Source organism: Bradyrhizobium uaiense, from assembly GCF_010811875.1.
Classification (GTDB): Bacteria; Pseudomonadota; Alphaproteobacteria; order Rhizobiales; family Xanthobacteraceae; genus Bradyrhizobium; species Bradyrhizobium uaiense.
In genome coordinates this window covers 26,470-51,125 of the sequence record NZ_VKHP01000016.1, presented here as the reverse complement: position 1 = coordinate 51,125, position 24,656 = coordinate 26,470, and the positions used below count along the sequence as shown (strand labels likewise).

The window sequence follows — 24,656 nt, the reverse complement described above, 5'->3', positions numbered from 1 at the left end:
TGCCGAGGCTTCCAAACCTCTCCCTCAAAAGTGATGCATCCCGTTAACCCCTTGGAAACCATCCTGCGCCACGAATGGACGTTATCTCTGCCATCTGGGGACACCCATGCTCGCCCGTGACCAACGCACCCCGTTCTCGGACTGGTGGTGGACCGTCGACAAGTTGCTGCTTGTGGCGATCGCCGCGTTGATGCTGGCCGGTGTCATCCTGTCGCTGGCGGCGAGCCCGCCGGTGGCGACCCGGATCGGGCTCGATCCGTTCCACTTCTTCAACCGCCACGTCATGTTCCTGGTGCCGTCGCTGATCGTGCTGATCGGGGTGTCGTTCATGACGCCGCGGCAGATCCGGCGCACCGCGCTGATCGTGTTCGCAGTCTCGATCGCGCTGATCGTGCTCACGCTTTTGATCGGGCCCGAGGTCAAGGGCTCGCGGCGCTGGATCACGCTGCTCGGCGTCAACATCCAGGCTTCGGAGGCCGCCAAGCCGGCCTTCGTGATCGTCGCGGCCTGGCTGTTCGCGGAATCGACCAAGCGGCCGGAGATGCCGGCGACCTCGATGGCGCTGGTGCTCTTGATGATGCTGGTCACGCTCCTGGTGATGGAGCCGGACTTCGGTCAGACCATGCTGATCCTCACCGTGTGGGGAGCGCTGTTCTTCATCGCGGGCATGCGGATGATCTGGGTGTTCGGGCTCGCCGGCGCCGCCGGCGCGGGCCTGTTCGGCGCCTATTTGCTGGTGCCGCACGTCGCGGGCCGCATCAAGCGCTTCATGAATCCCGCCTCCGGCGACACCTTCCAGGTCGACACCGCGATGGAGGCGTTCTGGAACGGCGGCTGGTTCGGACTCGGGCCGGGCGAGGGTATCGCCAAGCGCAGCCTGCCGGACAGCCACACCGACTTCGTGTTCGCGGTCGCGGCGGAAGAGTTCGGTATCATCCTCTGCCTGATGCTGGTCGCGCTGTTCGGCTTCATCGTGATCCGCACGCTGACCCGCGCCTATGCCACCGAGGACATGTTCTCGCGCTTTGCGGCGTCGGGGCTCGCGATCCTGTTCGGCGTGCAGGCGACCATCAACATGGCGGTCAATCTGCAACTGATCCCGGCCAAGGGCATGACGCTGCCGTTCATCTCCTATGGCGGCTCGTCCTTCGTCTCGCTCGCCTATGGCGTCGGCATGATGCTGGCGCTGACGCGGCAGCGGCCGCGCACCGAGATCGAATCGATGGAAGGCGCCAGTGCTCAGCGCGCCTACGCGTAGGTGGCTCTTGTTGTCATTGCGAGGAGCGAAGCGACGAAGCAATCCATCCGTCCGTTTTGCCGGGCTATGGATTGCTTCGCTTCGCTCGCAATGACGATATAAAAGGCGGTCATGGACAACGCGCCCTTGATTCTGCTGGCGGCCGGTGGCACCGGCGGCCATCTGTTCCCGGCCGAAGCACTAGCCGTGGAACTGTTCAGGCGTGGCCTGCGCGTCCGGCTCGCGACTGACGGCCGCGCGCTGCGCTACTCCGGCCTGTTCGGCCGGGAGAGCATCGACCTGGTGCCGAGCGCCACCGTGCGCAGCCGCAATCCGATCTCGCTGGCGCAGACCGTGCTGATGCTCGGCTACGGCACATTGGTTGCCGCCAACCTGGTGCGCCGGCTGAGGCCCGCGGCCGTCGTCGGCTTCGGCGGCTACCCGACCTTGCCGCCGCTGGTGGCGGCGCGGATGCTCGGCGTTCCCGGCATCATTCACGATGCCAACGCGGTGCTCGGCCGCGCCAACCGGTTCCTCTCCAGCCGCGTCAACGCGATCGCGACCTCGCTGCCCGGCGTGCTCGATCGCGATCCGGCGCTCGCCGGCAAGGCGACCACAGTCGGCACGCCGATGCGGCCGGCGATCCTTGCGGCGGCGGCCGTGAAGTACACGCCGGTCGAGGTGGACGGGCCGCTGCGCCTGCTCGTCGTCGGCGGCAGCCAGGGCGCGCGGGTGATGAGCGACATCGTGCCGCCTGCGATCGAGAAGCTCGCGCCTGCGCTGTGGAGCCGCCTGATCATTACCCAGCAGGTGCGCGACGAGGACATGACCAGGGTGCGCGAGGTCTATGATCGGCTCAAGATCAACGCCGAGCTGGCGCCGTTCTTCCCGGATCTGCCGGCGCGCCTTGCGTCGAGCCAGCTCGCGATCTCGCGTTCCGGCGCCGGCACGGTCGCCGAGCTCGCCGCGATCGGGCGGCCCTCGATCCTGGTGCCGCTGCCGGGCGCGATCGATCAGGACCAGTTCGCCAATGCCGGCGTGCTGTCGCAGGCGAACGGTGCGCTGCGTATCGCACAGAGCGACTTTACGCCCGAGCGGCTGGCGGCCGAGATCACGGCGTTTGCCGCAGAGCCCTCGAGGTTGACCGCGATGGCGGCGGCCGCGCGCAGTGTCGGCCGGCTCGATGCCGCCGAGCGGCTCGCCGATCTGGTGGCGAAAGTGGCGGGTATTTAGGCCGCTTTCGTGGATTTTTCGTCTATGGAATGCCACTGACGGGCTTGTTACGGCCATGTCAGTCTTCCATAAGTCGGAGGACTGCCGGGTGAGCCAGGACACGATGAAGGTGCTAGCAAGATGAGACTGCCGCGCGAGATCGGACCCATTCACTTCGTCGGGATCGGCGGCATCGGCATGAGCGGCATCGCCGAGGTGCTGATCAATCTCGGCTACACCGTGCAGGGCTCCGACGCGTCGGATAATTACAATCTCGATCGGCTGCGCAAGAAGGGCGCCAAGGTCTCAGTCGGCCACGCCGCCGAGAACGTCGACGGCGCCGACGTCATCGTGGTCTCGACCGCGATCAAGCGCGACAATCCCGAACTGATGGCGGCGCGCGAACGGCGCATTCCCGTGGTGCGGCGTGCCGAGATGCTGGCGGAATTGATGCGGCTGAAGAGTTGCGTCGCGATCGCCGGCACCCACGGCAAGACCACCACCACCACGATGGTCGCGACCTTGCTCGATGCCGGCGGGCTCGACCCGACCGTCATCAACGGCGGCATCATCAATGCCTATGGCTCCAACGCGCGGTTAGGCGCCGGCGACTGGATGGTGGTCGAGGCCGACGAGAGCGACGGCACCTTCCTGAAGCTGCCGTCCGATGTCGTCATCGTCACCAATATCGATCCCGAACATCTCGATCACTTCAAGACCTTCGAGGCGATCCAGGACGCGTTCCGCAATTTCGTCGAGAACGTTCCGTTCTACGGTTTCGCCGTGATGTGCACCGACCACCCGGTGGTGCAGACCCTGGTCGGCAAGATCGAGGATCGCCGCATCATCACCTATGGCCAGAACCCGCAGGCCGATGCACAGCTGTTGGATCTCACGCCGATGGGCGGCGGCTCGAAATTCAAGGTCGCAATCCGCGATCGCAAATCCGGCGCGGTCCATGAGATCGCCGATATCATGCTGCCGATGCCGGGGCGCCACAACGCATCCAACGCGACGGCGGCGATCGCGGTCGCGCACGAGCTCGGCGTTTCCGACGACGTCATCCGCCAGGCAATGGCCGGTTTCGGCGGCGTCAAGCGGCGCTTCACCAAGACCGGTGAGACCAACGGCGTTACCGTGATCGACGACTATGGACATCATCCGGTCGAGATCGCAGCCGTCCTGAAGGCGGCGCGCGAATCCACCAACGGCAAGATCGTCGCCGTGGTGCAGCCGCATCGCTACACCCGCCTGCAATCGCTGTTCGAGGAATTCTGCACCTGCTTCAACGATGCCGACGCGGTCGTGGTCGCCGAGGTCTATCCGGCCGGCGAGGCGCCGATCGCCGGTGTCGACCGCGATCATTTCGCCGCCGGCCTGCGCGCCCACGGCCATCGCAACGTTGTCCCGCTGCCGAACGCGGGCGAGCTCGCGAAGATCGTTCACGGTCTCGCCAAGTCCGGCGACCTCGTGGTCTGTCTCGGCGCCGGCAACATCACGCAATGGGCCTACGCGCTGCCCGGCGAATTGAAGGCGCTGGGGTGATGATGTTGTTCGGTTACGATCAGCACCGCCTTTGCGGCTCACCCCTCTCCCTAACCCTCCCCCGCAAGGGGGGAGGGAACCCTTCCGCCGGTGCCTCCCTGACTCGTGCAACGAATCAGAATGCGGTTGTGGCGCCAAGTGAGGTGAGCAGGATCGTCAGACTCCCTCCCCCCTTGCGGGGGAGGGCTAGGGAGAGGGGTAAGCCCCGGGTGGCGACTGCAGATGCAATGCGGCGCCATCTCAATCTAGCTCGCACATCGTTCACCGCGTCATGACCTTCCCCGACATTACGCCCGACCTGAAAGCCGCGATGCCGGAGTTGCGCGGGCGGCTGCTGGCGAACCAGTCGCTGGCCGAGCTGACCTGGTTTCGCGTCGGCGGTCCGGCGCAGGTGCTGTTTACGCCGGCGGATGAAGACGATCTCGCCTATTTCCTGAAGCACCTGCCACAGGAATTGCCGGTCTACGTCGTCGGCGTCGGCTCCAACCTGATCGTGCGCGACGGCGGCATGCCTGGGGTCGTGATCCGGCTGGCGCCGCGCGCGTTCGGCGAAACCAGCGCGGGCGGCGATGTCGTCACTGCCGGCGCTGCTGCGCTCGACAAGCGCGTCGCCGAGACGGCGGCGGCGGCGAACATTGGCGGCATGGAATTCTTTTTCGGCATTCCCGGCACGGTCGGTGGCGCGCTGCGCATGAACGCCGGCGCCAACGGCGGCGAGACCAAGGATGTGCTGGTCGAGGCCGTCGGCGTCGGCCGCGACGGCGTGAAGCATACATTCAGCAATGCCGACATGAAGTTCGTCTATCGCAATTCGGGTGTCGATCCGTCTGTTGTCTTCACCTCGGCGCGCTTTCGCGGCAGGATCACCGATGCGGATGCGATCCGCGCCCGCATGAGCGAGGTGCAGGCCCATCGCGAGACCGCGCAGCCGATCCGCGAGAAGACCGGCGGCTCGACCTTCAAGAACCCGCCCGGCAACAGCGCCTGGAAGCTGATCGACGCCGCCGGCTGCCGCGGCCTCAAGGTCGGTGGCGCGCAGGTGTCGGAGATGCACTGCAATTTCCTGATCAACACCGGCAACGCCACCGGGCACGACATCGAGACGCTCGGAGAGACGGTGCGCGAACGGGTCAAGCAAACCAGCGGCATTGAGCTACATTGGGAAATCAAGCGGATCGGGAAAAGCTGATGCAGGTGACCATTCTGTTCGGCGGCACCAACAAGGAGCGGCTGGTCTCGGTCGCGAGCACGCAGGCGCTGCACCGCGCGCTGCCCGACGCGGACCTGTGGTTCTGGGACGTTGACGACACCGTGCACGCGGTGACGTCCGAGAAGCTGCTTGGCCATTCGCGGCCCTTCGAGGTCGATTTCAAGCCCGACGGGCGCGGCATCGCGCTCGACCAGGCGCTCGACAAAGCGAGCGCCGAGCAGCGCGTGCTGGTGCTCGGCCTGCACGGTGGCCGCGCCGAGAATGGCGAATTGCAGGCGATGTGCGAGTTGCGCGGCGTTGCGTTCACCGGCTCCGGCTCGGCGTCGTCGCATCTCGCGTTCGACAAGCCGTCGGCCAAGCGCTTCGCGGCGATCGCCGGCCTCAACGCACCGCAGGGCATCACCGTCGCACAGCTCGACGAGGCCTTCGCGCAACATGGCAGGCTGATCGCAAAGCCGGCCAAGGACGGATCGAGCTACGGGCTGATCTTCGTCAACGCACAGCAGGATCTCGTCGCGGTCCGCAATGCCGCCAAGCATGAAGACTATCTGATCGAGCCGTACGTCACGGGCGTGGAGGCGACCTGCGGGGTGCTCGAGCAATCCGACGGCACGGTGTTGGCGCTGCCGCCGGTCGAGATCGTGCCCGGGGAGGGAGCCTTCGACTACACAGCCAAATACCTTCTGAAGTCGACCCAGGAGATTTGTCCCGGCCGCTTCGCGCCCGAGGTCAGTGCCGCGATCATGGATCATGCGTTGAAGGCGCATCGCGCGTTGTCCTGCGCCGGGTACTCGCGCAGCGATTTCATCGTATCGGCCAATGGCCCGGTCTACCTCGAGACCAACACGCTGCCGGGCCTCACCGCGGCATCGCTGTACCCTAAGGCCTTGAAAGCACAGGGGATCGCTTTTGCCGACTTCCTCAACGACCAGATCGAGCTCGCCCGCCGCCGCGCCAGAAGTTAAGGCCGATCAGGCGGGAACCCGCCCGACTCGGCCGGATGGAACCCGGGCGCTGTTGCTAAAATGCTAACGGGTACGCGGCAAAGTACTCACAGCGTTGATCAAAATACGCTCCAGGCCGAACTCATTTACCGTTTGTTTACCAGGAAGCCCGAAGGTTAACGCTGGCGGCGCATGTAGCGCTTGGCTGCCGGGGCGTGAGCTGTCGCGGAATTCCGCTTCGAGGATCGCAACCAGGGAACAGGGGGCCACTCTAATCCCACCGGTCTTGCCGAGACGTGATTTGTGCCGGGACCCGCGGGGTTTGCGGGCGCAACACGTGACGAGTTCGTGCAATGGATGGTGCAGGACGCCTCACTCGATCGCTGCGATCGCTGGGGCCTCAAGCTGACCTGAGAGCAGCCGCTATTGGAGCGGCAGTGCTGCTGCGCGAGTATGTCGGCGCCCATCTCGCTCGTCGCCGTCGCGCGCGTTCCGCAAAGCGGCCGCAGGTGATCGATCGCGAGCCGCCGAACCGCTACATCCAGATGGTCGAACGCTATCTGCCGCGCCGCATCGGCCTGGTGGCGACGCTCGCGATCCTGTTCGGCAGCCTGGGCTTCGGCATCGTCAAGGGCGGCCACCTCGAAGAGTTCACCACGGCGCTCAGCGACACCCGCAACGCGCTGGCCAATTCCGCAGGCTTCCGCATCACCACCGTCGGCATCAACGGCCGCAAGCAGCTGAGCCAGGACGAGGTGCTTGCGATCGGCGGCGTCAACGGCCGCTCCTCGCTGCTGTTCCTCGACGCCGATACCGTGCGCGCCAAGTTGAAGGCCAATCCCTGGATCGCGGACGCCACGATCCTCAAGCTCTATCCGGGCCGGTTGCAGATCGACATTGTCGAGCGCACCGCCTTCGCGCTGTGGCAGCAGAACGGTCGCCTGTCGGTGATCGCCTCCGACGGCGCCGTGCTCGAGCCCTACGTCACGCGCCGCTTCCTCAATCTGCCGCTGGTGGTGGGCAAGGGGGCGGACACCCGCGCCCAGGACTTCCTTGCGCTGCTCGACCGCTACCCGCAGGTGCGCGCGGTGACCAAGGCCGCGATCTTCGTCGGCGAACGGCGCTGGAACCTGCGCCTGAAGGACGGCCTCGACGTCCGGCTGCCGGAGAACGACGTCGGCAACGCGCTCGCCGCGCTCTCCAGGCTCGACAGGGACGAGAAGCTGTTCTCGCGCGACATCGTCGCCGTCGACATGCGGCTGCCCGATCGCCTGATCGTGCAATTGTCCGAGGAAGCCGGCAAGGCGCGTGACGAATTGTTCAAGGACAAGAAGTCCAAGAAGAAGGCCGGTGACTCCGCATGACCGGCCTCGATCGCAATCTGACCCCGAAGACCCGCCCGATGCAGAAGCGCACCGCGATGGTGGCTTCGCTCGATGTCGGCTCCAGCAAGATCGCCTGCATGATCGCACGGCTCCGGCCGTCGCCGCCGAACGAGGCGCTGCGCGGCCGCACCCATGCGGTCGAGCTGATCGGCTACAGCCAGATCCAGTCGCGCGGCGTCAAGGCCGGCTCCGTCGTCGATCTCGCCGAATGCGAGAAGGCGGTGCGCCATGCCGTCGCGCTGGCCGAGCGCATGGCCAAGGTCCGCGTCGAATCCGTCCTGCTGTCGGTCTCCGGCGGCAGGCAGCATGGTCAGCTGGTTGAAGCCGCAGCCGATATCCGCGGCGGCTCGGTCACCTCGGACGATATCAGCCGCGTCACCTCGGCCGGCATGCGCCACGCCGCCGGTGCCGGCCGCACCGTGCTGCACGCGCTGCCGGTCGGCTACGCGCTCGACGGCGTCAAGGGCATCCGCGATCCCAGGGGCATGGTGGCGCGCCAGTTCGGCGTCGACATGAACGTGGTGACGTCGGATGCGACGGTTGCCAAGAACCTGATGCTGGTGGTCGAGCGCTGCCATCTCAATGTGGAAGCCATGGCGTCGAGCCCCTATGTCGCGGGCCTCTCGGTGCTGACCGATGACGAGGCCGATCTCGGCGCTGCCGTCGTCGAGATGGGCGCGGGCTCGACCACGATCGCGACTTACTCCGGCGGCCGCCTCGTGCACGCATCCGGATTTGCGCTCGGTGGGCAACACATCACGATGGATCTTGCGCGCGGCATCGGCGCATGCATTGCGGATGCCGAGCGAATCAAGACTTTATACGGCACAGTGCTGACCGGCGGTTCGGACTCGCGTGAGCTGATGTCCGTTCCCGCTGCGGGGGATGATCGGGAGACACCGCAAATCGTGTCCCGCGCCACGATCGCGAACATTGTCCGGCATCGCGCCGAGGAGATTTTCGAAATGGTCCGTGACCGGCTCGCGGATTCCCCCTTTGCGGCAGAGCCGAGGGCGCGCGTCGTGCTGAGCGGCGGCGCATCGCAGCTCACCGGCACCGTCGAGCTTGCCGCCCGTATCCTGAACCGTCAGGTCCGCATCGGTCGCCCGCTCGGTTTCGGCCGGCTGCCGAACGAGGCGAAGGGCGCCTCGTTCTCGGTGCCGACGGGCCTCTTGGTCTATCCGCAATACGCACATCTTGAACATGTCGAACCGCGGCGCACGCGGCAGCTCAGGACAGGGACAGACGGTTACTTCGGAAAGGTCGGACGATGGCTTCGCGAGGGCTTCTGATGACCGCACCCCGGCTCACTGCATTTTCACCAGCTCCCGCGGCCAGCGGCCGGGACGAACCAACGCGCGCATAATCGAGAGAGGCAACCATGGCACTCAATCTGACACCCCCTGACATCAGCGAGCTGAAACCGCGGATCACCGTCTTCGGCGTCGGCGGCGCGGGTGGTAATGCCGTCAACAACATGATCACCGCCGGGTTGCAGGGCGTCGACTTCGTCGTCGCCAACACCGACGCTCAGGCGCTGACCATGTCGAAGGCGCAGCGCATCGTCCAGATGGGCACCCAGGTGACCCAGGGCCTCGGCGCCGGTTCGCAGCCCGATGTCGGTGCTGCGGCGGCGCAGGAAGTCATGGACGAGCTGCGCGATCATCTCACCGGCGCCAACATGGTGTTCGTCACCGCCGGCATGGGCGGCGGCACCGGCACCGGTGCTGCGCCCGTGATCGCCAAGGCTGCCCGCGAAATGGGTATCCTCACCGTCGGCGTGGTCACCAAGCCGTTCCACTTCGAAGGTCAGCGCCGCATGCGCACCGCCGAGCACGGTATTTCCGAGCTCCACAAGGTAGTCGACACGCTGCTGATCATCCCGAACCAGAACCTGTTCCGGGTCGCCAACGAGAAGACCACCTTCGCCGACGCGTTCGCGATGGCCGACCAGGTGCTGTACTCGGGCGTCGCCTGCATCACCGACCTGATGGTCAAGGAAGGCCTGATCAACCTCGACTTCGCCGACGTCCGCGCAGTGATGCGTGAGATGGGCAAGGCGATGATGGGCACCGGCGAGGCCACCGGCGAGAAGCGTGCGCTGACCGCCGCGGAGGCCGCGATCGCCAACCCGCTGATCGACGACAGCTCGATGAAGGGCGCCCGCGGCCTCTTGATCTCGATCACGGGCGGCAAGGACCTCACCCTGTTCGAGGTCGACGAAGCCGCAACCCGCATCCGCGAAGAAGTCGATGCCGACGCCAACATCATCGTCGGCGCCACCTTCGACGAATCGCTCGACGGCATCATTCGCGTCTCTGTGGTCGCAACCGGCATCGAGCAGGCCGCGATCGCGTCCCGTGCCCAGGCGCCCGCGCAGCAGTCGGGTGGTTCGCCGGAGAGCCGGCTGGCCGATCTCACCGCCCGCCTGCGTGCCGACAATCAGCGCATGGCCGAGCGGGCCCAGAAGCTGGAACCGCCGACCGGCGTGACCGTTGCGCCGATTGCGGCTCCGGCCGCAGCCCAGCAGCGTCCGGCCGTCGAGCGCGCCGCGCTCGCGGCGATCGCAGCCGCAGTTGCCCCGGACAGCGCACCGGCTGCCCAGGCGCCGCTGCAGCAGGCCTCCTACGGTGACGTCACCGTGCGCCCGATCGCCCAGAAGCCCTCGTTGTTCCCGGACCACGAGGCGTCCCGGGCCGAGCAGCACGAACCGATGCCGCCCGAGACCTTCATCCCGCAGGCGGCCGAGCGTTCGCCGGTCCGTGCTCCGCGGATGCCGAAGTTCGAGGATCTGCCGATGCCGGCGCAGGCGGAAATCCGCCAGGCCAGCGGTGACGGTGAGGCTGAACACCCGCAGAAGACCCGGCTGTCGCTGTTGCAGCGGCTGGCCAATGTCGGCCTCGGCCGCCGCGACGAAGAGACCGAGCCGCCGATCGCGGCCCGCGCCTCCGGTCCGGCCATGCCGACGATGCCGCCGCTGCCCGAGCGCAAGCCGGCCCGCAGCGTCGCGCAGCAGATCTCGGCAAACGAATCGCCGGTATCGGAATATGCGAAGCGCCCGGCACCGCAGGGATTGGACGCTCATGGCCGTCAGGCGCCTGTTGCTCCGGCGCCACAGGGCGACGACCATCTTGATATCCCGGCCTTCCTGCGCCGGCAGGCAAACTGAGTTTTGTTACAACCTTGATCACAAAGAAGGCCTCGGCGGGGAACCGTCGGGGCCTTCTCCTTTTGATGGGCAGCCGGTAAACAAGCAACTGATTTTAAATCATTAATTATTCTTTCGGTGGTCAGATGATCGCCCGCCGAGGACCGTTTTCGCTGCCGCAATTTGGTTAACCTTGGGCGTGAATGCGGCGGAGATGGGGTAACAATCGGTAAAGAAGCGTGAGTTGGCGCGGTTTAGGAAATCACTATGGTCTCCCGTGACTTGGGGAGCTCAAGCGAGTCGGCCTTGGGGAAGTTTGGCCACTTGAATTGAGTGAAGTCGGGTAGTGGGCATTATCGAATGAAATTCAGCCGCCAAACAACGCTTCGGTCGCAAGCCACCGTGACTGGCGTAGGCGTTCATTCCGGTCTTCCTGTCAGTCTCACGTTGGGACCTGCACCTGTTGATGCAGGTTTTATTTTTGTCCGCACCGGTCTCGATGGTGCTGACCGCGAAGTTACGGCCACCGCCGACGCCGTGATCGCAACCGAATTTGCGACAGTGCTGGGTGACCGCGAAGGGCCGCTGGTCTCGACTGCCGAGCATGTGCTCGCGGCGCTGCGCGGCATGGGCGTCGACAACGCCACGATCGAAGTCGATGGCGCCGAAGTTCCGATCATGGACGGCAGCGCCGCGGCGTTTGTCGCAGCAATCGATCAGGCCGGCATCGTGACCCAGCCCGGTGTCCGCCGCTTCATCCAGGTGCTGAAGCCGGTGCAGGTCAAGATCGGCGATGCGATGGGCGAGCTGCGTCCGTTCGCCGGCGGTTTCCGCGTCGAGGTCGAGATCGATTTCACCAACAAGGTGATCGGCCAGCAGACCTTCTCCTTTGATCTTTCGCCGGAAGGCTTCCGCCGCGAGGTTGCGCGCGCCCGCACCTTCGGCTGCATGAACGACGTGGCGCGGCTGTGGGGCGCAGGCTTCGCGCTCGGCGCCTCCTTCGACAACACGGTGGTGTTCGACGAGGCCCGCCTGCTCAACGCTGAGGGCCTGCGCTACGCCAACGAATGCGCCCGCCACAAGGTGCTCGACGTGATCGGCGACCTCGCGCTGGCCGGCCTGCCGCTGCTCGGTAGCTATCGTTCGGTATGCGGCGGTCACAAGCTCAACAACGCAGTGCTGAAGGCGCTGCTGGCCGACCGCAGCGCTTGGCGCGTGGTCGAATCGGAGACCGCTCGGCGGCCGGTCCGCGGCCATGTCGAAGCCGGTGCAGGCACCGTGGGCGGTCTCGTGGCCCCAGCCTACGGCCCGGACGTGTCCTGATCGCCGCAGGTCTTGATCGTCTAGCCGGTCGGGCCCAATTTCCGTAATAACCACAGCAGGCTGTGAGCATCGTCGGGTCGCCTTATTCCCGGCGGAATGGCTCCGTATTCGGTTGGTCCACGGTCATTTTTCGGTTAAACAGGCCCGCGGTTGCCCAACATGGCGCCAACGGCACCAGAGATATTGCATCCATGATCGCGGTTCATGGGTGGAGTGGGGTCGCCGTTAACCGCATCAAAGGCGTCAGGTTTTACAATTCATGTCGGCAATGCGTATGGCGCTCGAACCACGCTCTCCTTCTGACGTCTCCGGCCTGACCAAGGCCGTGCGTACGCTGCGCTTTGCGGCGGGCCTGGTCGTGCTGGCAATGCCGCTCTCAGGCTGCGGCACCGGCGCGCTCTGGGACAAGTTCATGGCCAAGGACGACACGTTCGTCGATGAGCCCGCGGACAAGCTCTACAATGAGGGCTTGTACATGATGAACGAGAAGAAGGATCTGAAGGCCGCCTCGAAGAAGTTCGAGGAAGTCGACCGTCAGCATCCCTATTCGGACTGGGCGCGCAAGTCGCTGCTGATGTCGGCCTATTCGTATTACCAGGCCGGCGACTATGACAGCTGCATCGGCTCCGCGACCCGCTACGTCACGCTGCATCCCGGCAGCCCGGACGCCGCCTACGCCCAGTACCTGATTGCGGCATCGCATTTCGACCAGATCCCGGACATCTCGCGCGACCAGGGCCGCACCGAGAAGGCGATCGCCGCGCTCGAAGAGGTGGTGCGCAAATATCCGACCTCGGAATACGCCACCCAGGCCAAGAACAAGATCCAAGCCGCCCGCGACCAGCTCGCCGGCAAGGAGATGGCGGTCGGCCGCTATTACGTCGAGAAGCGCGACTACACCGCCGCGATCAACCGCTTCAAGACCGTGGTCACGCAGTACCAGACCACGCGCCATGTCGAAGAGGCGCTCTACCGGCTCACCGAGGCCTATATGGCGATCGGCATCGTCGGCGAGGCGCAGACCGCAGCCGCCGTGCTCGGCCACAATTTTCCGGACAGCCGCTGGTACAAGGACGCATATAATCTAGTAAAGTCCGGCGGTCTCGAGCCGAGCGAGAATCAGGGATCCTGGATCAGCAGGACCTTCAAGAAGATAGGTCTCGGCTAGGAATTGTCCTCGCATGCTGGCCCGTCTGTCGATCCGTGACATCGTCCTGATCGAACGGCTCGATATCGAATTTTCCCGTGGCCTGGCGGTGCTGACCGGCGAAACCGGCGCCGGCAAATCGATCCTGCTCGATGCCTTTGCGCTGGCACTCGGCGGCCGCGGTGACGCCGGCCTCGTGCGCCATGGCGCCGAGCAAGGGCAGGTCACCGCCACGTTCGATGTTCCGAAGGGGCACCCGGCGGCCAGGATCTTGGCCGAGAACGGCCTCGATGACACCGGCGAGATGATCCTGCGCCGCGTGCAGCTTGCCGACGGCCGCACCCGCGCCTTCATCAACGACCAGGCGATCAGCGTGCAGACCCTGAAGGCGGTCGGCGCGGTTCTGGTCGAGATCCACGGCCAGCACGACGAGCGCGCTCTGGTCGATGCCTCCACCCATCGCCAGCTGCTCGACGCCTTCGCCGGCCACGAGAAGGATGTCGCGGCGCTGGAAGCGCTGTGGGATATCAGGCGCACCGCCGGCACCGCGCTCGACGAGCATCGCGCCGGCATGGAGCGTGCCGCCCGCGAGGCCGATTATCTGCGCCATGCCTCCCAGGAGCTGAAGGCGCTGGCGCCGAAGGAGGGCGAGGAGACCGAACTCGCCAACCGCCGCACCACCATGATGCAGGGCGAGAAGGTCGCGACCGATCTGCGCGAGGCGCAGGAAGCGATCGGCGGCTCGCATTCGCCGGTGTCGGCCCTGTCCGCGGCGGTACGGCGGCTGGAGCGGCGCGCCGCCAATGCGCCGGCGCTGATCGAGCCGGCGGTGAAAGCGATCGACATCGCGATCAACGCGCTGGAAGAGGCCGACCAGCACCTCCACGCCGCGCTGGCGGCGACCGATTTCGATCCGGCCGAGCTCGAGCGCATCGAGGAGCGGCTGTTCGCGCTGCGCGCGGCCTCGCGCAAATATTCGACGCCGGTGGATCTGCTGGCCGCGCTGGCCGCGCAATATGCCGGCGACGTCGCGCTGATCGATGCCGGCGCTGATCAGCTCAAGAAGCTGGAGGCGGCCGCTGCCGAAGCCGACAAGCGCTATGCTGCTGCGGCGACAAAGCTGTCGGCGGCGCGCAGCAAGGCGGCCGAGAAGCTCAACAAGGCCGTCAATGCCGAGCTCGCACCGCTCAAGCTCGAGCGCGCGAAATTCATGACGCAGGTCGAGAGCAACGCGGCCGCGCCGGGTCCGCAGGGCATCGACCGCGTCGAGTTCTGGGTCCAGACCAATCCCGGCACCAAGCCGGGGCCGATGATGAAGGTCGCCTCCGGCGGTGAGCTGTCGCGCTTCCTGCTGGCGCTGAAGGTCGTGCTGGCCGATCGCGGCTCGGCGCCGACCCTGGTGTTCGACGAAATCGACACCGGCGTCGGCGGCGCGGTGGCGGATGCGATCGGCTCGCGGCTGGCGCGTCTCGCCGGCAAGGTGCAGGTGATGGCGGTGACGCATGCGCCGCAGGTCGCAGCTCGCGCCAGCCAGCATCTTCTGATCTCCAAGGATGCGCTCGACAAGGGCAAGCGCGTCGCCACCCGCGTCAACGCGCTCGCCGCCGACCATCGCCGCGAAGAGATCGCGCGCATGCTGGCCGGCGCCGAGATCACCGCGGAGGCGAGGGCGGCCGCGGAACGGCTGCTGCGGGCGGCGAGTTAGTTCGCCGATGGCCACCAAAACGAAGAAAGCGCTGGTCGACGTCGACAAGCTCACCAAGGCGCAGGCCAAGGTCGAGTTGATGCGGCTTGCGCTCGAGCTCGAAGGCCACGACAAGCGCTACTACCAGGACGACGCGCCCAGCGTTACCGATGCCGAATACGACGCGCTGCGGCAGCGTTACAACGCGATCGAGAAGCGCTTCCCCGAATTCGTCACGGCGGAATCGCCGTCGCAGAAGGTCGGCGCCGCACCGTCGGGGCGCTTCAGGAAGGTCCGCCATTCCGTCCCGATGCTGTCGCTCGACAACGCGTTTGCGGAAGCCGACGTGGTCGACTTCGTTGGGCGCATCACGCGCTTCCTCAAGCTGCCGGACGACAAGATCGATTTCTCGGCCGAGCCGAAAATCGACGGCCTCTCGATGTCGCTGCGCTACGAGGGCGGCGAGCTCGTTACTGCTGCGACGCGCGGCGACGGCGCCGAGGGCGAGGACGTCACCGCCAACATCCGCACGCTTGAGGATGTGCCGCAGAAGCTCAAGGGCCGCAATGTGCCCGAGATCTGCGAGGTGCGCGGCGAGGTCTACATGACCAAGAAGGCGTTCCTCGCGCTCAACGAGCGGCAGAAGGCGGCCGGCGACACCATCTTCGCCAATCCGCGCAATTCGGCGGCCGGCTCGCTGCGGCAGAAGGATCCTGGCATCACCGCTTCGCGGCCGCTTGGTTTCTTCGCCTATGCCTGGGGCGAGATGAGCGCGATGCCGGAGGATACCCAGACCGGTATGATCCACTGGTTCGAGCGCTGCGGCTTCAAGACCAATCCGCTGACCAAGCTGTGTCACTCGGTCGAGGAGCTGATTGCCTTCCATCGCAAGATCGAGGAGCAGCGCGCCGAGCTCGACTACGACATCGACGGCGTCGTCTACAAGGTCGATCGCATCGACTGGCAGGAGCGGCTCGGCTTCGTGTCGCGCACGCCGCGCTGGGCGATCGCGCACAAATTCCCGGCCGAGCGCGCCATGACCGTGCTGCGCGACATCGAGATCCAGGTCGGACGCACCGGCTCGTTCACGCCGGTCGGCAAGCTCGAGCCGGTCGGCGTCGGCGGCGTGATCGTACAGAACGTCACGCTGCACAATGAGGACTACATCAAGGGCATCGGCAACAAGGGCGAGGTGCTGCGCGAGGGACGCGACATCAGGATCGGCGACACCGTGGTGATCCAGCGCGCCGGCGACGTGATCCCGCAGGTCGTCGATGTTGTGATCGACAAGCGGCCGAAGAGCGCGAAGGAATTCCATTTCCCGAAGAAGTGCCCATGCCCGCTGCACACCGACGTGGTGCGCGAGGAGACCGCGACCGGCGAAGAGGGCTCGCGGCTGCGCTGCAGCGGCGAGTTCGCCTGTCCGTTCCAGAAGGTCGAGCACCTCATCCTGTTCGTGTCGCGCCGCGCCTTCGACATCGACGGCCTCGGCGTGAAGCAGCTGCAATATTTCTTCGACGCGGGCTGGGTCAAGGAGCCCGCCGACATCTTCACGCTGCCGAAGCGCAACGCGAAGCTGAAGCTCGAGGACATCGAGGGCTACGGCGAGACCTCCGTGCGCAATCTGTTCGCCGCGATCGACAGCCGCCGCCGGATCGGTCTGGAACGCTTCATCTATGCGCTCGGCATGCGCCATGTCGGCGAGACCACCGCGCTGGCGCTGGCGCGCGGCTACGGTTCATGGGACGCGTTCCACGATGCCTGCCTCAAGGTCGCCAGGGGCGACGAGGAGGCGATCGCCGAGATGGACGCGCTCGACCAGATCGGCGACACCGTGATCAAGAGCATCGCGGACTATTTCGGCGAGAGCCACAATCGCGGCATTGTCGAACGGCTGACCGCCGAGCTCGACGAGATCATCGACGCCGAGAAGCCGAAGAGCAATTCGGCGGTGGCCGGCAAGACCGTGGTGTTCACCGGCTCGCTGGAAAAGATGACGCGCGACGAGGCCAAGGCGACGGCTGAGCGGGTGGGCGCCAAGGCGGCCGGTTCGGTGTCGAAGAAAACCGACTATGTGGTCGCGGGGCCGGGCGCCGGCTCGAAGCTTGCCGAGGCCCAGAAGCACGGCGTCCAGGTGCTGACCGAAGACGAGTGGCTGAAGCTGATTGGGGAGTAGGCGGTGCCGCAGTTGCCACTGTCGTCCTCCGCGAAAGCGGGGGACCCAGTATTCCAGAGGCCGCAGTGATTTACCCGATAGGCCGCGGCGTACTGGATCCCCCGCTTTCGCGGGGGATGACGAGGTGAGGATGTGACGCATTCGCGCGCCTCACATCATCCCCTGCTCGTCCTCTTCCGCCTGCGCGATCAGCTCCTCGCTTACCATCACGTTCCGCCGCGGCACCACGAAGATCATGGTGCAGGCGCAGGCGATCGAGATCGCGAAGATCGCCGATGTCAGCGGCAGGGTCGTCGTGGAGTGGCCGCCGAGATAGGCGCCGAATTGCGAGATCAGCGAGCCGATGCCCTGCTGCAGGAAGCCCATGGCGCCGGAGGCGGTGCCGGCCGCCTCGGGGCGGATGCTGATGGCGCCGGCGGCGGAATTGGCCATCACGAAGGCATTGGCGACCATCACGATCATCTGGGTGCCGAACAGCCAGAGCGGCGCCTGGTTCAGCCCGGCAAAACTCCAGATCAGGTTCAGCAGGCTGCCGCCGAGCTGCAGCGCGAGGCCGAACCAGATCAGTTTCTCCAGCGAGTGCCGCGGCGCGAACCGCACGCACAAGAGATTGCCGATGAAGTAGCCGAACCCCGTCATCGCGAACCACGCGCCATATTCGGCGCTGCTGCGGCCCATCTGGGTCACCACGATGTAGGGGCCGCCGCCGGCGAAGGCGAAGATGATCTGCGACGCCAGCACCTGGCACATGAGATAGCCGACGAAGGCGCGGCTGCGCAGCAGTCCGCCGAGGTCGCCGCGAAAGCTCGAACTGTCGGCGCGGTCGCGGCGGGTCTCGGGCAACGCCAATGCGATGAAGATCGTGACGGTCAGCGACGCCGCGGTGATGAGATAGAGGATCGCGCGCCAGCCGAATGCGGTTTCCAGAAGGCCGCCGGTCAACGGGCTGACCATCTGCGCGATCATCAGCGCGGCGACGACGAGGCTGATCATGGCGCCGACCCGCTCGCGTGGATAGAGATCGCGGATGATGGCACGGCTGATCACCATGCCGCTGGCGCCGCCGAGCGCCTGGAAGAAGCGAGCGGCGATCAGCTGCGGCAGGGTCTCGGCGAACACCGAGCCGATGCCCGCCACCACCATCAGGCCGAGGCCTGCGAGCAGCACCGGGCGGCGGCCGAACTTGTCGGACAGCGGACCCATGATGAGCTGCGAGAGCGCAATGCCGACCATGTAAAGCGACACGGTCATCTGCGCGATGCCGATGTCGCGGCCGAAAGTGCTCGCCAGCACCGGCAGCGCCGGGACCAGCATGTAGAGCGAGATCGGCGCGACGCCCGTCATCACGACGAGCATCAGCAGCATAACCTTCGATGTCGCGATGTTGTCTTTAGCCGCGCCGGGCGGCTTGCCCATCACGCCGTGCATTCAGGTCCGTTTCCGCATTGTGGAACGACTGTAGCGTGGCCGTTCGTGCGGAATACGGGTGTTTCGGCATACGCCCATGCGATTTCGGATGACGATGTCGTGATGTTTCGTCTCGCGCAATTAGGTCGCTGTCGTCGGCCGCAAACTCCGCTGTCGTCCTCCGCGAAAGCGGGGGACCCAGTATTCCAGAGGCCGCCGTTGTTGAGCCGATAGGCCGCGGCGTACTGGATCCCCCGCTTTCGCGGGGGATGACACTGAATGTGAGGAGGGGGAACGTAAAGGTGACGCCGCTACGTCAGCGCCGCCGTGGCCTCGTCGAGCCAGAGCTTGGTGGCGTTGTCGTCGAGATGCGGGCGCACCGTGCGCGCGACGCGGGCGTGGTAGTCGTTGAGCCAGGCCAGTTCACCGGAGCTCAGCATGCTCACCTCGATCAGGCGGCGATCGATCGGCGCCAGGGTCAGCGTCTCGAAGGCGTTGACCGGCTTCTCGGCGCCGGCAATGTCGGTGCCGATCACAAGTTCGAGGTTCTCGATCCGGATGCCATAGGCGTCGGTCTTGTAGTAGCCGGGCTCGTTGGACAGGATCATGCCGCGCTTCAGCGGCGTGGTGCCGAGCTTCGAGATCCGCGCCGGGCCTTCATGGACACTGAGATAGCTGCCGACGCCGTGGCCGGTGCCGTGCTCGAAATCGATCCCGGCCTGCCAGAGATATTGCCGCGCCAGCGTGTCGAGCTGCGCGCCGGTGGTACCGTCGGGGAAGACCGCGCGGGCGATTGCGATATGGCCGCGCAGCGCGCGGGTGAAGCGGTCGCGCATCTCGTCGGTCGGCTGGCCGATCGCGATGGTGCGGGTGACGTCGGTGGTGCCGTCCTGATATTGCGCGCCGGAATCGATCAGCAGCAGGTCGCCGGGCTCGATGCGGCGGTTGCTCTTGCGCGTCACGCGGTAATGCACGATGGCGCCGTTCGGCCCGGTGCCGGCGATGGTCGGGAACGAGACGTCCTTGAGCGCGCCGGTCTGGCGGCGGAACGTCTCCAGCGCCTCGACGGTGTCGATCTCGGTGAGGGCGCCGGACGGCGCCTCGCGGTCGATCCAGGCGAGGAAGCGGGTCAGCGCCACCGCGTCGCGCTGATGCGCCGTGCGCGTGCCCTCGATCTCGGTGATGTTCTTGACCGCCTTCAGCAGGCTGACCGGATCGTTGCCGCGCACCGGCTTGCCGCCGGCACCCGAGATCAGGCGGCTCAGAGCGTCCGCGGCGGTCGCGCTGTCGAGTGCGATCGAGGCGCCGCGCCTGGCGAGCTCGGTGAGCTTCGGTGCCAGCGCCGCCGGCTCCTCGACATCGGCCGACTGTTCGAGATGGTCGCGGGTCGAGTTGGACAGCTTGCGGTGATCGATGAACACCAGCGGCCGGCCTTCCTTCGGCACCACCGCGTAGGACAGCGGCAGCGGCGTGTGCGAGACGTCGGCGCCGCGGATATTGAAGGCCCAGGCCACCGCGTGGCTGTCGGAGAGCACCAGCGCATCGGCGCCGAGCTTGTTGATCTCGAGCCGGATGCGCTTGAGCTTCTCGGCTTCGATCTCGCCGGAAAACTGCGCGCCGTGAACAGAGACCGGGCCGAGCGGCGGTGCCGGACGTTCGTGCCAGATCGTATCGACCGGGTTGCCGTCGACGGCGACCAGCTCGGCGCCCGCCTTGGTGCAGGCTGCCGCCAGCCGTTCGGCTGCCGCAGAAGTGTGCAGCCAGGGGTCAAATCCTAGGCGGTCGCCGGCCGCCAGATGCCGGGTCAGCCAGTGCTCCGGCGGCGGCTCGACCAGCGGCTCGACCTGCCAGGCCTTGCGGTCGACCTGCTTGGCGGCCTGCAAGGTGTAGCGGCCGTCGACGAACAGGGCGGCTTCCTTGCTCAGCACGATCGCGAGCCCGGCCGATCCGGTGAAGCCTGTGAGCCAGGCGAGCCGCTCCTCGGATGCGGCAACATATTCATTCTGCTGCTGATCGGCGCGCGGAACCACAAATCCCGTCAGCTTGCGCCGCGCCAGTTCCTCGCGCAGCGCGCTCAGCCGTGCGGTCAGCGCCACGCCGCCTTCGGGTTCTTCGAACGTCTGGAAATGGGCTTCGAACATCGCTGTCGTACTCTCTTCGGGTCGAGCATGAGCTTCGCGCAAGTGCAGTCAAGCGTGACCATATTTTTGGCATAACTTCTGCTTGAAACATGGCATAGTAGAACTGACCGGACGATGTCCACTGCACGTCGATGGTCAAGCGTACGGGGAGTGTCCAGGAGTGTCTCAACTCAACGGTGAGGAGATGCCCGATGCCTGCATTCACGTTTGAGAAGATCTCGCCGCCGATCCCCCGCGGCCCGATCGCGCCGGTCGAACAGAAGCCGCGCGGCGTCATCGTCCAGATGCTGGATCGCTTTGCCGAGGCGCGTGCCCGGCGTGCAGCCAGTCAGGACAAGGTCGAGGCGGCCGGCCGCGATTCCGGTGCGCCCAAATAGCCGGTCCGCAGATTGCGTCTACTGCGCGAGGTCCGACGCCTTCACCACGGTCGCATTGACGACCCTGGTGCCGTCGAGTTCGCGTACGATCCGCTCATCGGGGCCGACGATACCGAGATCGAATTCGCGCTCAAGCGTCAGTAGCGTCATGCGCTGACCGACGATGACGACGACGGTCATGTCGAGCGTCTCGCCGGAGATCGCCCATTCCTTGAGCTCGTTGCGAAACGGCTCCCTGCGCCAGGCGTCGGGGAAGCCCGGATCGCATCTGACCTCGAGACCGTCGTCCGACGTGGTCAGGACAAGCTTCGATCTGGAGGGCTTCCAGTGCTCCTCCAGCAGTTCATTGAGCAGCCAGACGCAGCTGAACGTGCGGCACTCCGCCGGCCGGCTTGGGTAGATCCGGCAGCCGCGCCCCGGCTTGCAATGCGGACACCATGTATTGGCGGGCTTCGCCAGTTCCTCGATCGCCATCACCTTGCAGCAGAGCGTGCAGTCACCGCACTGTCTGCCGGTGGTGGTCATTTAGAGCATGATCCGGAAAAGTGGGAACCGGTTTTCCGAAAAGATCATGCTCAGACAAGAAGAAAAGATCATGATGCGATTTTGCATCATGATCTTGAGCGCAGCAGCAGGCTGCTCCAGCCCTCGATCTTCAGATGCCGCAGCGGCACCAGCCCGCGGGCGCGATAGGCGGCGATGACCGCCGGTGCCTGGTGCGTCAGCAGGCCGGAGAGGATGACCTGCGCCGACGCAGCGAGGTGGCGCGCCATCGGGCCGGCAAGTTGCCGCAGCGGATTGGCGAGGATGTTGGCGAGCACGAGATCGAACGGCCCGTCCTCGGCGAAGCGTGGTGACGCAAAGCCGGTGGCGCGGATCACATCCACGAGGTGTCCAGCCCCGTTCAGCCAGGCGTTCTCCTCGGCGACCCTGACCGACGGAGCGTCGATATCGCTCGCCAGCACCTTGCCGTGCAGCGCCTTGGCGGCGGCAATCCCCAGCACGCCGGTCCCGGTGCCGAGATCGAGCACGCGGCGAGGCTGATAGGCCTTCAGCACGTGGTCGAGCAGCAGCAGGCAGCCGCGCGTGGTGCCGTGATGGCCGGTGCCGAAGGCGAGCGCCGCCTCGATCTCGATCCCGAGCTTGTTGGGGGGGATCCTGTGCCGGTCATGCTGGCCGTGGACCATGAAGCGGCCGGCCGCGACCGGGACGAGGTCCTCGAGGCTGGCTTTCACCCAATCCTTCGCCTCCACGGTGTCAAAGACCAAAGTTGATGCGACATCCGGCCGCACGATCTGGCCGATCAGCTCGCGCAGCAAGGCCTGGTCCGGCGGCTCGGCAAAATGGACGGTAACGTCCCAGCGGCCATCCGGCCGCTCGAAGGCCGCAAATGCCGCCTGATCCTCGAAAAACAGCTCGGAAAGCGCGTCGACCACGCGTTTTGCGGTCGGTTCGTCTGAAAGGGTGATACTGGCGCGGTGTGTGGACGGGGTCATCGGAGGCCGGTAGCGCGGTTTTTGTTAAAATTTCAACCGGGATTCAATTGAATTTCGCGAGAATTGATAGGTTCCCGATGAAGGCAACTTTAGATTTTACCGTAGTAGTACCAGTTCCGGAACCGGGAACTCCCCGGTTCCAGGGCATCACAACCAAGGGCAGGGCTACTATGAAGGCTTTTATCGTTAGGTTTTTGCAGAATGATTCCGGCGCGACCGCCATCGAATACGGACTGATCGCGACCGGTATCGCCATCGCCATCATCGCTGCGGTGAATGGTGTCGGTACCACGCTGAGCGGAACTTTCAGCACGATTTCCGGCTCACTCAAGTAATTCAGCGGATCGCATTCTGAGGCAAGCACCGGGCAACGAGGCCCGGTGTTTTCTTTTTGACAGGTTGTCCACAGGGCCTTGCGCAGCTGCTCCACAAGATATCAGGCGCGTTCTCCCGCGGTTGTCAGCCAGGCCTCCACAGCCAGTCCACCGGGATGTCCACTGGCTTTTCCCGCCAGGGGACACCACGGCCAACCCACGGCTTCTCAACAGGCCTGTCCACAGCTGTCGCACGGACCTCGTCGCCCGATGCGCCATCGGCTCTACGCGAACAGCGCGCGGTGGTCGGCCAGGATAGCCCGCGCGGCGTTGTGGCCGGGGGCGCCGGTGACGCCGCCGCCGGGATGGGCGCCGGATCCGCAGTGGTAGAGCCCCCGGAGCGGTCCACGATAGTCGGCGTGGCCGAGCATCGGCCGCGCCGAGAACAGCTGGTTCAGCGTCAGCGCGCCATGGAAGATGTCGCCGCCGAGCAGGCCGAACTGCCGCTCGAGATCGAGCGGCGACAGGATCTGGCGGCCGAGCACGGTACCTGCGAAGCCGGGGGCGTATTGGTCCACGGTTGCGATCATCAGATCGGCGACCTGTTCGCGATGGTCGTCCCACGACTTGCCGTCGGGCAATTGCGGCGCGACGTGCTGGCAGAACAGACTCGCGACATGCTGGCCCGGCGGGCTCAGGCTGTCGTCGAGCGTCGAGGGGATCAGCACCTCGACGACGGGCGCGCGGCTCCAGCCGAATTCGCGCGCATCGCGCCAGGCGCGATCCATGTAACCGAGACTTGGGGCAATGATGATGCCCGCCGTGAGGTGATCGCCCTGGCCGGGCAGCGCGGTGAACGAGGGCAGGGCGCTCAGCGCCACATTCATCCTGAACGTGCCGGAACCATTCTGCCATCGTGAGATGCGCGCGAGGAATTCGCCTGGCAGTGCGCCGTCCGGCACCAGACGTGTGTACAGCAGCTTCGGATTGACGTTCGAGGCAACATATTTGGCGCGGATCGTCTCGCCATTGTCGAGGATCACGCCGGTGGCACGATCCTTCTCGACGATCACCTCGCGGACTCCCGCATCGGTCTCGATCTCGACGCCATGGCTGCGCGCAGCGCTTGCCATCGCCTGAGTGATCGCACCCATGCCGCCGATCGCATGGCCCCAGACGCCCTTCTTGCCGTTCACCTCGCCGAATGCATGGTGCAGCATCACGTAGGCGGAGCCGGCCGCGTAGGGGCTGGCGTAATTGCCGACGATGGCATCGAAGCCGAACAGCGCCTTGACGAGGTCGCTCTCGAAACGCTCGTCGAGCATCTCGCCGGCCGAGCGTGTGAACAGGTCGAGCAGATTGCGCTGCTGTTCCAGCGACAGCCGCCGCAGGATGTTGGCGGTGCCGAGTGCGTTGAAGGCCTCGCTCATCGCACCGATGCCGAAACCCTCGACGAGGTTCGGCGGCGCGCGCAGCACGAAGTGGCGCAGCACATCGGCGATGGCTTCGAGTTCCGCCGAGAACACGCCGATTGTGGTTGCGTCGCGCCGGCTGAGTTTCGCGACCGACTGCTGGGTGCGGCCTTCGCCGGTCAAGAGGTAGCCGCCGTCGGGTGCGGGCAGGAAGTTCTGCGCGCGGCGCTCGACGATCTTGAGGCCGTGATCGGCAAGTTTCAGGTCGGAAATGATCTGCGGGTTGAGCAGGCTCACCGTGTAGGCGGCGACCGAATTGCGGAAGCCCGGACAGAACTCCTCGGTGACGGCGGCACCGCCGACCACCTTGCGGCGTTCCACGACCTTTACCCGCAGCCCTGCCATCGCGAGATAGGCCGCGCAGGTGAGGCCGTTATGCCCCGCACCGATGATGACGACGTCTGTTTCATTCATGTCCGCTTCAAGAAGCAGTGATTA

The 24,656-nt window shown here is 65.8% G+C and carries 19 protein-coding genes and 1 pseudogene; 15 read left to right on the top strand and 5 right to left on the bottom strand.

Going from position 1 to position 24,656, the window contains the following annotated elements; translation table 11 throughout:
• Positions 1–106: 106 nt before the first annotated feature.
• The 13 genes and pseudogenes from ftsW (at position 107) to ligA (ending at position 17,011) form a co-directional block, all read left to right on the top strand.
• The gene (gene ftsW, locus FNJ47_RS06770; RefSeq protein WP_050420994.1) at positions 107–1,258 is read left to right on the top strand and encodes a putative lipid II flippase FtsW; all 1,152 of its coding nucleotides are present in this window, start codon (positions 107–109) and stop codon (positions 1,256–1,258) included.
• A 111-nt stretch (positions 1,259–1,369) separates the two neighbouring features.
• The gene (gene murG / locus FNJ47_RS06765; RefSeq protein WP_163151897.1) at positions 1,370–2,470 is read left to right on the top strand and encodes an undecaprenyldiphospho-muramoylpentapeptide beta-N-acetylglucosaminyltransferase; all 1,101 of its coding nucleotides are present in this window, start codon (positions 1,370–1,372) and stop codon (positions 2,468–2,470) included.
• A gap of 120 nt (positions 2,471–2,590) precedes the next feature.
• On the top strand, positions 2,591–3,994 hold the full coding sequence (gene murC, locus FNJ47_RS06760; protein WP_163151895.1) for a UDP-N-acetylmuramate--L-alanine ligase: 1,404 nt from the start codon (positions 2,591–2,593) through the stop codon (positions 3,992–3,994).
• 271 nt (positions 3,995–4,265) lie between these two features.
• On the top strand, positions 4,266–5,183 hold the full coding sequence (murB, locus tag FNJ47_RS06755) for a UDP-N-acetylmuramate dehydrogenase (RefSeq protein WP_163151893.1): 918 nt from the start codon (positions 4,266–4,268) through the stop codon (positions 5,181–5,183).
• A complete protein-coding gene (locus FNJ47_RS06750) occupies positions 5,183–6,169 on the top strand; it encodes a D-alanine--D-alanine ligase family protein (protein WP_163151891.1) in 987 nt (328 codons plus the stop codon). Before murB ends, FNJ47_RS06750 begins: the two co-directional genes overlap by 1 nt.
• 71 nt (positions 6,170–6,240) lie before the next feature.
• Positions 6,241–6,562: pseudogene (locus FNJ47_RS51055) on the top strand (D-alanine--D-alanine ligase); the annotation flags it as partial.
• A complete protein-coding gene (locus FNJ47_RS06745; RefSeq protein WP_163151889.1) occupies positions 6,502–7,512 on the top strand; it encodes a cell division protein FtsQ/DivIB in 1,011 nt (336 codons plus the stop codon). The pseudogene FNJ47_RS51055 and the gene FNJ47_RS06745, both read left to right, overlap by 61 nt.
• Entirely contained in the window at positions 7,509–8,825 is a 1,317-nt protein-coding gene (gene ftsA / locus FNJ47_RS06740) for a cell division protein FtsA (protein ID WP_163151887.1), read from the top strand. Before FNJ47_RS06745 ends, ftsA begins: the two co-directional genes overlap by 4 nt.
• A gap of 89 nt (positions 8,826–8,914) precedes the next feature.
• A complete protein-coding gene (gene ftsZ, locus FNJ47_RS06735) occupies positions 8,915–10,702 on the top strand; it encodes a cell division protein FtsZ (RefSeq protein ID WP_163151885.1) in 1,788 nt (595 codons plus the stop codon).
• A gap of 339 nt (positions 10,703–11,041) precedes the next feature.
• Positions 11,042–12,004 (top strand): UDP-3-O-acyl-N-acetylglucosamine deacetylase, encoded by a 963-nt coding sequence (gene lpxC, locus FNJ47_RS06730; RefSeq protein WP_163151883.1) that lies wholly within the window; start codon positions 11,042–11,044, stop codon positions 12,002–12,004.
• A gap of 259 nt (positions 12,005–12,263) precedes the next feature.
• On the top strand, positions 12,264–13,172 hold the full coding sequence (locus FNJ47_RS06725) for an outer membrane protein assembly factor BamD (protein ID WP_163151881.1): 909 nt from the start codon (positions 12,264–12,266) through the stop codon (positions 13,170–13,172).
• A gap of 13 nt (positions 13,173–13,185) precedes the next feature.
• Positions 13,186–14,856: a DNA repair protein RecN gene (gene recN / locus FNJ47_RS06720; protein ID WP_163151878.1), complete on the top strand. Its 1,671-nt coding sequence runs from the start codon at positions 13,186–13,188 to the stop codon at positions 14,854–14,856.
• 7 nt (positions 14,857–14,863) lie between these two features.
• The gene (gene ligA, locus FNJ47_RS06715) at positions 14,864–17,011 is read left to right on the top strand and encodes an NAD-dependent DNA ligase LigA (protein WP_163151876.1); all 2,148 of its coding nucleotides are present in this window, start codon (positions 14,864–14,866) and stop codon (positions 17,009–17,011) included.
• Between the two features lie 150 nt (positions 17,012–17,161).
• Here the strand turns inward: ligA and FNJ47_RS06710 are convergent, their stop codons facing one another.
• Both FNJ47_RS06710 and FNJ47_RS06705 read right to left on the bottom strand, forming a co-directional pair.
• The gene (locus FNJ47_RS06710; RefSeq protein WP_163151874.1) at positions 17,162–18,439 is read right to left on the bottom strand and encodes a multidrug effflux MFS transporter; all 1,278 of its coding nucleotides are present in this window, start codon (positions 18,437–18,439) and stop codon (positions 17,162–17,164) included.
• 290 nt (positions 18,440–18,729) lie between these two features.
• Entirely contained in the window at positions 18,730–20,559 is a 1,830-nt protein-coding gene (locus FNJ47_RS06705) for an aminopeptidase P family protein (protein WP_163151872.1), read from the bottom strand.
• Positions 20,560–20,750: 191 nt separating this feature from the next.
• Between FNJ47_RS06705 and FNJ47_RS06700 the strand changes: the two genes are divergently transcribed.
• A complete protein-coding gene (locus FNJ47_RS06700; RefSeq protein ID WP_163151870.1) occupies positions 20,751–20,936 on the top strand; it encodes a hypothetical protein in 186 nt (61 codons plus the stop codon).
• Between the two features lie 18 nt (positions 20,937–20,954).
• Here the strand turns inward: FNJ47_RS06700 and FNJ47_RS06695 are convergent, their stop codons facing one another.
• Positions 20,955–21,461 carry a YkgJ family cysteine cluster protein gene (locus tag FNJ47_RS06695; protein ID WP_163151868.1) on the bottom strand — a complete coding sequence of 169 codons (507 nt, stop codon included), beginning with the start codon at positions 21,459–21,461 and terminating at the stop codon, positions 20,955–20,957.
• 86 nt (positions 21,462–21,547) lie between these two features.
• Positions 21,548–22,432 carry a 50S ribosomal protein L11 methyltransferase gene (locus FNJ47_RS06690; protein WP_163151866.1) on the bottom strand — a complete coding sequence of 295 codons (885 nt, stop codon included), beginning with the start codon at positions 22,430–22,432 and terminating at the stop codon, positions 21,548–21,550.
• Positions 22,433–22,602: 170 nt separating this feature from the next.
• Here FNJ47_RS06690 and FNJ47_RS06685 point away from each other — a divergent pair, with 170 nt between their 5' ends.
• Entirely contained in the window at positions 22,603–22,767 is a 165-nt protein-coding gene (locus tag FNJ47_RS06685; protein WP_163151864.1) for a Flp family type IVb pilin, read from the top strand.
• A 263-nt stretch (positions 22,768–23,030) separates the two neighbouring features.
• On the opposite strand, the gene FNJ47_RS06680 is transcribed toward FNJ47_RS06685, so the two are convergent.
• Positions 23,031–24,632 carry a phytoene desaturase family protein gene (locus FNJ47_RS06680; RefSeq protein ID WP_163151862.1) on the bottom strand — a complete coding sequence of 534 codons (1,602 nt, stop codon included), beginning with the start codon at positions 24,630–24,632 and terminating at the stop codon, positions 23,031–23,033.
• Positions 24,633–24,656 lie beyond the last annotated feature (24 nt).

What these genes read in the sequence shown, in the direction of transcription:
- FNJ47_RS06700 (WP_163151870.1), top strand. Translation starts at nt 20,751, where the DNA reads ATGCCTGCATTCACGTTTGAGAAGATCTCGCCGCCGATCCCCCGCGGC.
- FNJ47_RS06690 (WP_163151866.1), bottom strand. Translation starts at nt 22,432, where the DNA reads ATGACCCCGTCCACACACCGCGCCAGTATCACCCTTTCAGACGAACCG.
- murB (WP_163151893.1), top strand. Translation starts at nt 4,266, where the DNA reads ATGACCTTCCCCGACATTACGCCCGACCTGAAAGCCGCGATGCCGGAG.
- FNJ47_RS06710 (WP_163151874.1), bottom strand. Translation starts at nt 18,439, where the DNA reads ATGCACGGCGTGATGGGCAAGCCGCCCGGCGCGGCTAAAGACAACATC.
- FNJ47_RS06725 (WP_163151881.1), top strand. Translation starts at nt 12,264, where the DNA reads ATGTCGGCAATGCGTATGGCGCTCGAACCACGCTCTCCTTCTGACGTC.
- FNJ47_RS06695 (WP_163151868.1), bottom strand. Translation starts at nt 21,461, where the DNA reads ATGACCACCACCGGCAGACAGTGCGGTGACTGCACGCTCTGCTGCAAG.
- ftsZ (WP_163151885.1), top strand. Translation starts at nt 8,915, where the DNA reads ATGGCACTCAATCTGACACCCCCTGACATCAGCGAGCTGAAACCGCGG.
- murG (WP_163151897.1), top strand. Translation starts at nt 1,370, where the DNA reads ATGGACAACGCGCCCTTGATTCTGCTGGCGGCCGGTGGCACCGGCGGC.
- ftsW (WP_050420994.1), top strand. Translation starts at nt 107, where the DNA reads ATGCTCGCCCGTGACCAACGCACCCCGTTCTCGGACTGGTGGTGGACC.
- lpxC (WP_163151883.1), top strand. Translation starts at nt 11,042, where the DNA reads ATGAAATTCAGCCGCCAAACAACGCTTCGGTCGCAAGCCACCGTGACT.
- FNJ47_RS06685 (WP_163151864.1), top strand. Translation starts at nt 22,603, where the DNA reads ATGAAGGCTTTTATCGTTAGGTTTTTGCAGAATGATTCCGGCGCGACC.
- FNJ47_RS06680 (WP_163151862.1), bottom strand. Translation starts at nt 24,632, where the DNA reads ATGAATGAAACAGACGTCGTCATCATCGGTGCGGGGCATAACGGCCTC.
- recN (WP_163151878.1), top strand. Translation starts at nt 13,186, where the DNA reads ATGCTGGCCCGTCTGTCGATCCGTGACATCGTCCTGATCGAACGGCTC.
- FNJ47_RS06705 (WP_163151872.1), bottom strand. Translation starts at nt 20,559, where the DNA reads ATGTTCGAAGCCCATTTCCAGACGTTCGAAGAACCCGAAGGCGGCGTG.
- ligA (WP_163151876.1), top strand. Translation starts at nt 14,864, where the DNA reads ATGGCCACCAAAACGAAGAAAGCGCTGGTCGACGTCGACAAGCTCACC.
- FNJ47_RS06750 (WP_163151891.1), top strand. Translation starts at nt 5,183, where the DNA reads ATGCAGGTGACCATTCTGTTCGGCGGCACCAACAAGGAGCGGCTGGTC.
- ftsA (WP_163151887.1), top strand. Translation starts at nt 7,509, where the DNA reads ATGACCGGCCTCGATCGCAATCTGACCCCGAAGACCCGCCCGATGCAG.
- FNJ47_RS06745 (WP_163151889.1), top strand. Translation starts at nt 6,502, where the DNA reads ATGGATGGTGCAGGACGCCTCACTCGATCGCTGCGATCGCTGGGGCCT.
- murC (WP_163151895.1), top strand. Translation starts at nt 2,591, where the DNA reads ATGAGACTGCCGCGCGAGATCGGACCCATTCACTTCGTCGGGATCGGC.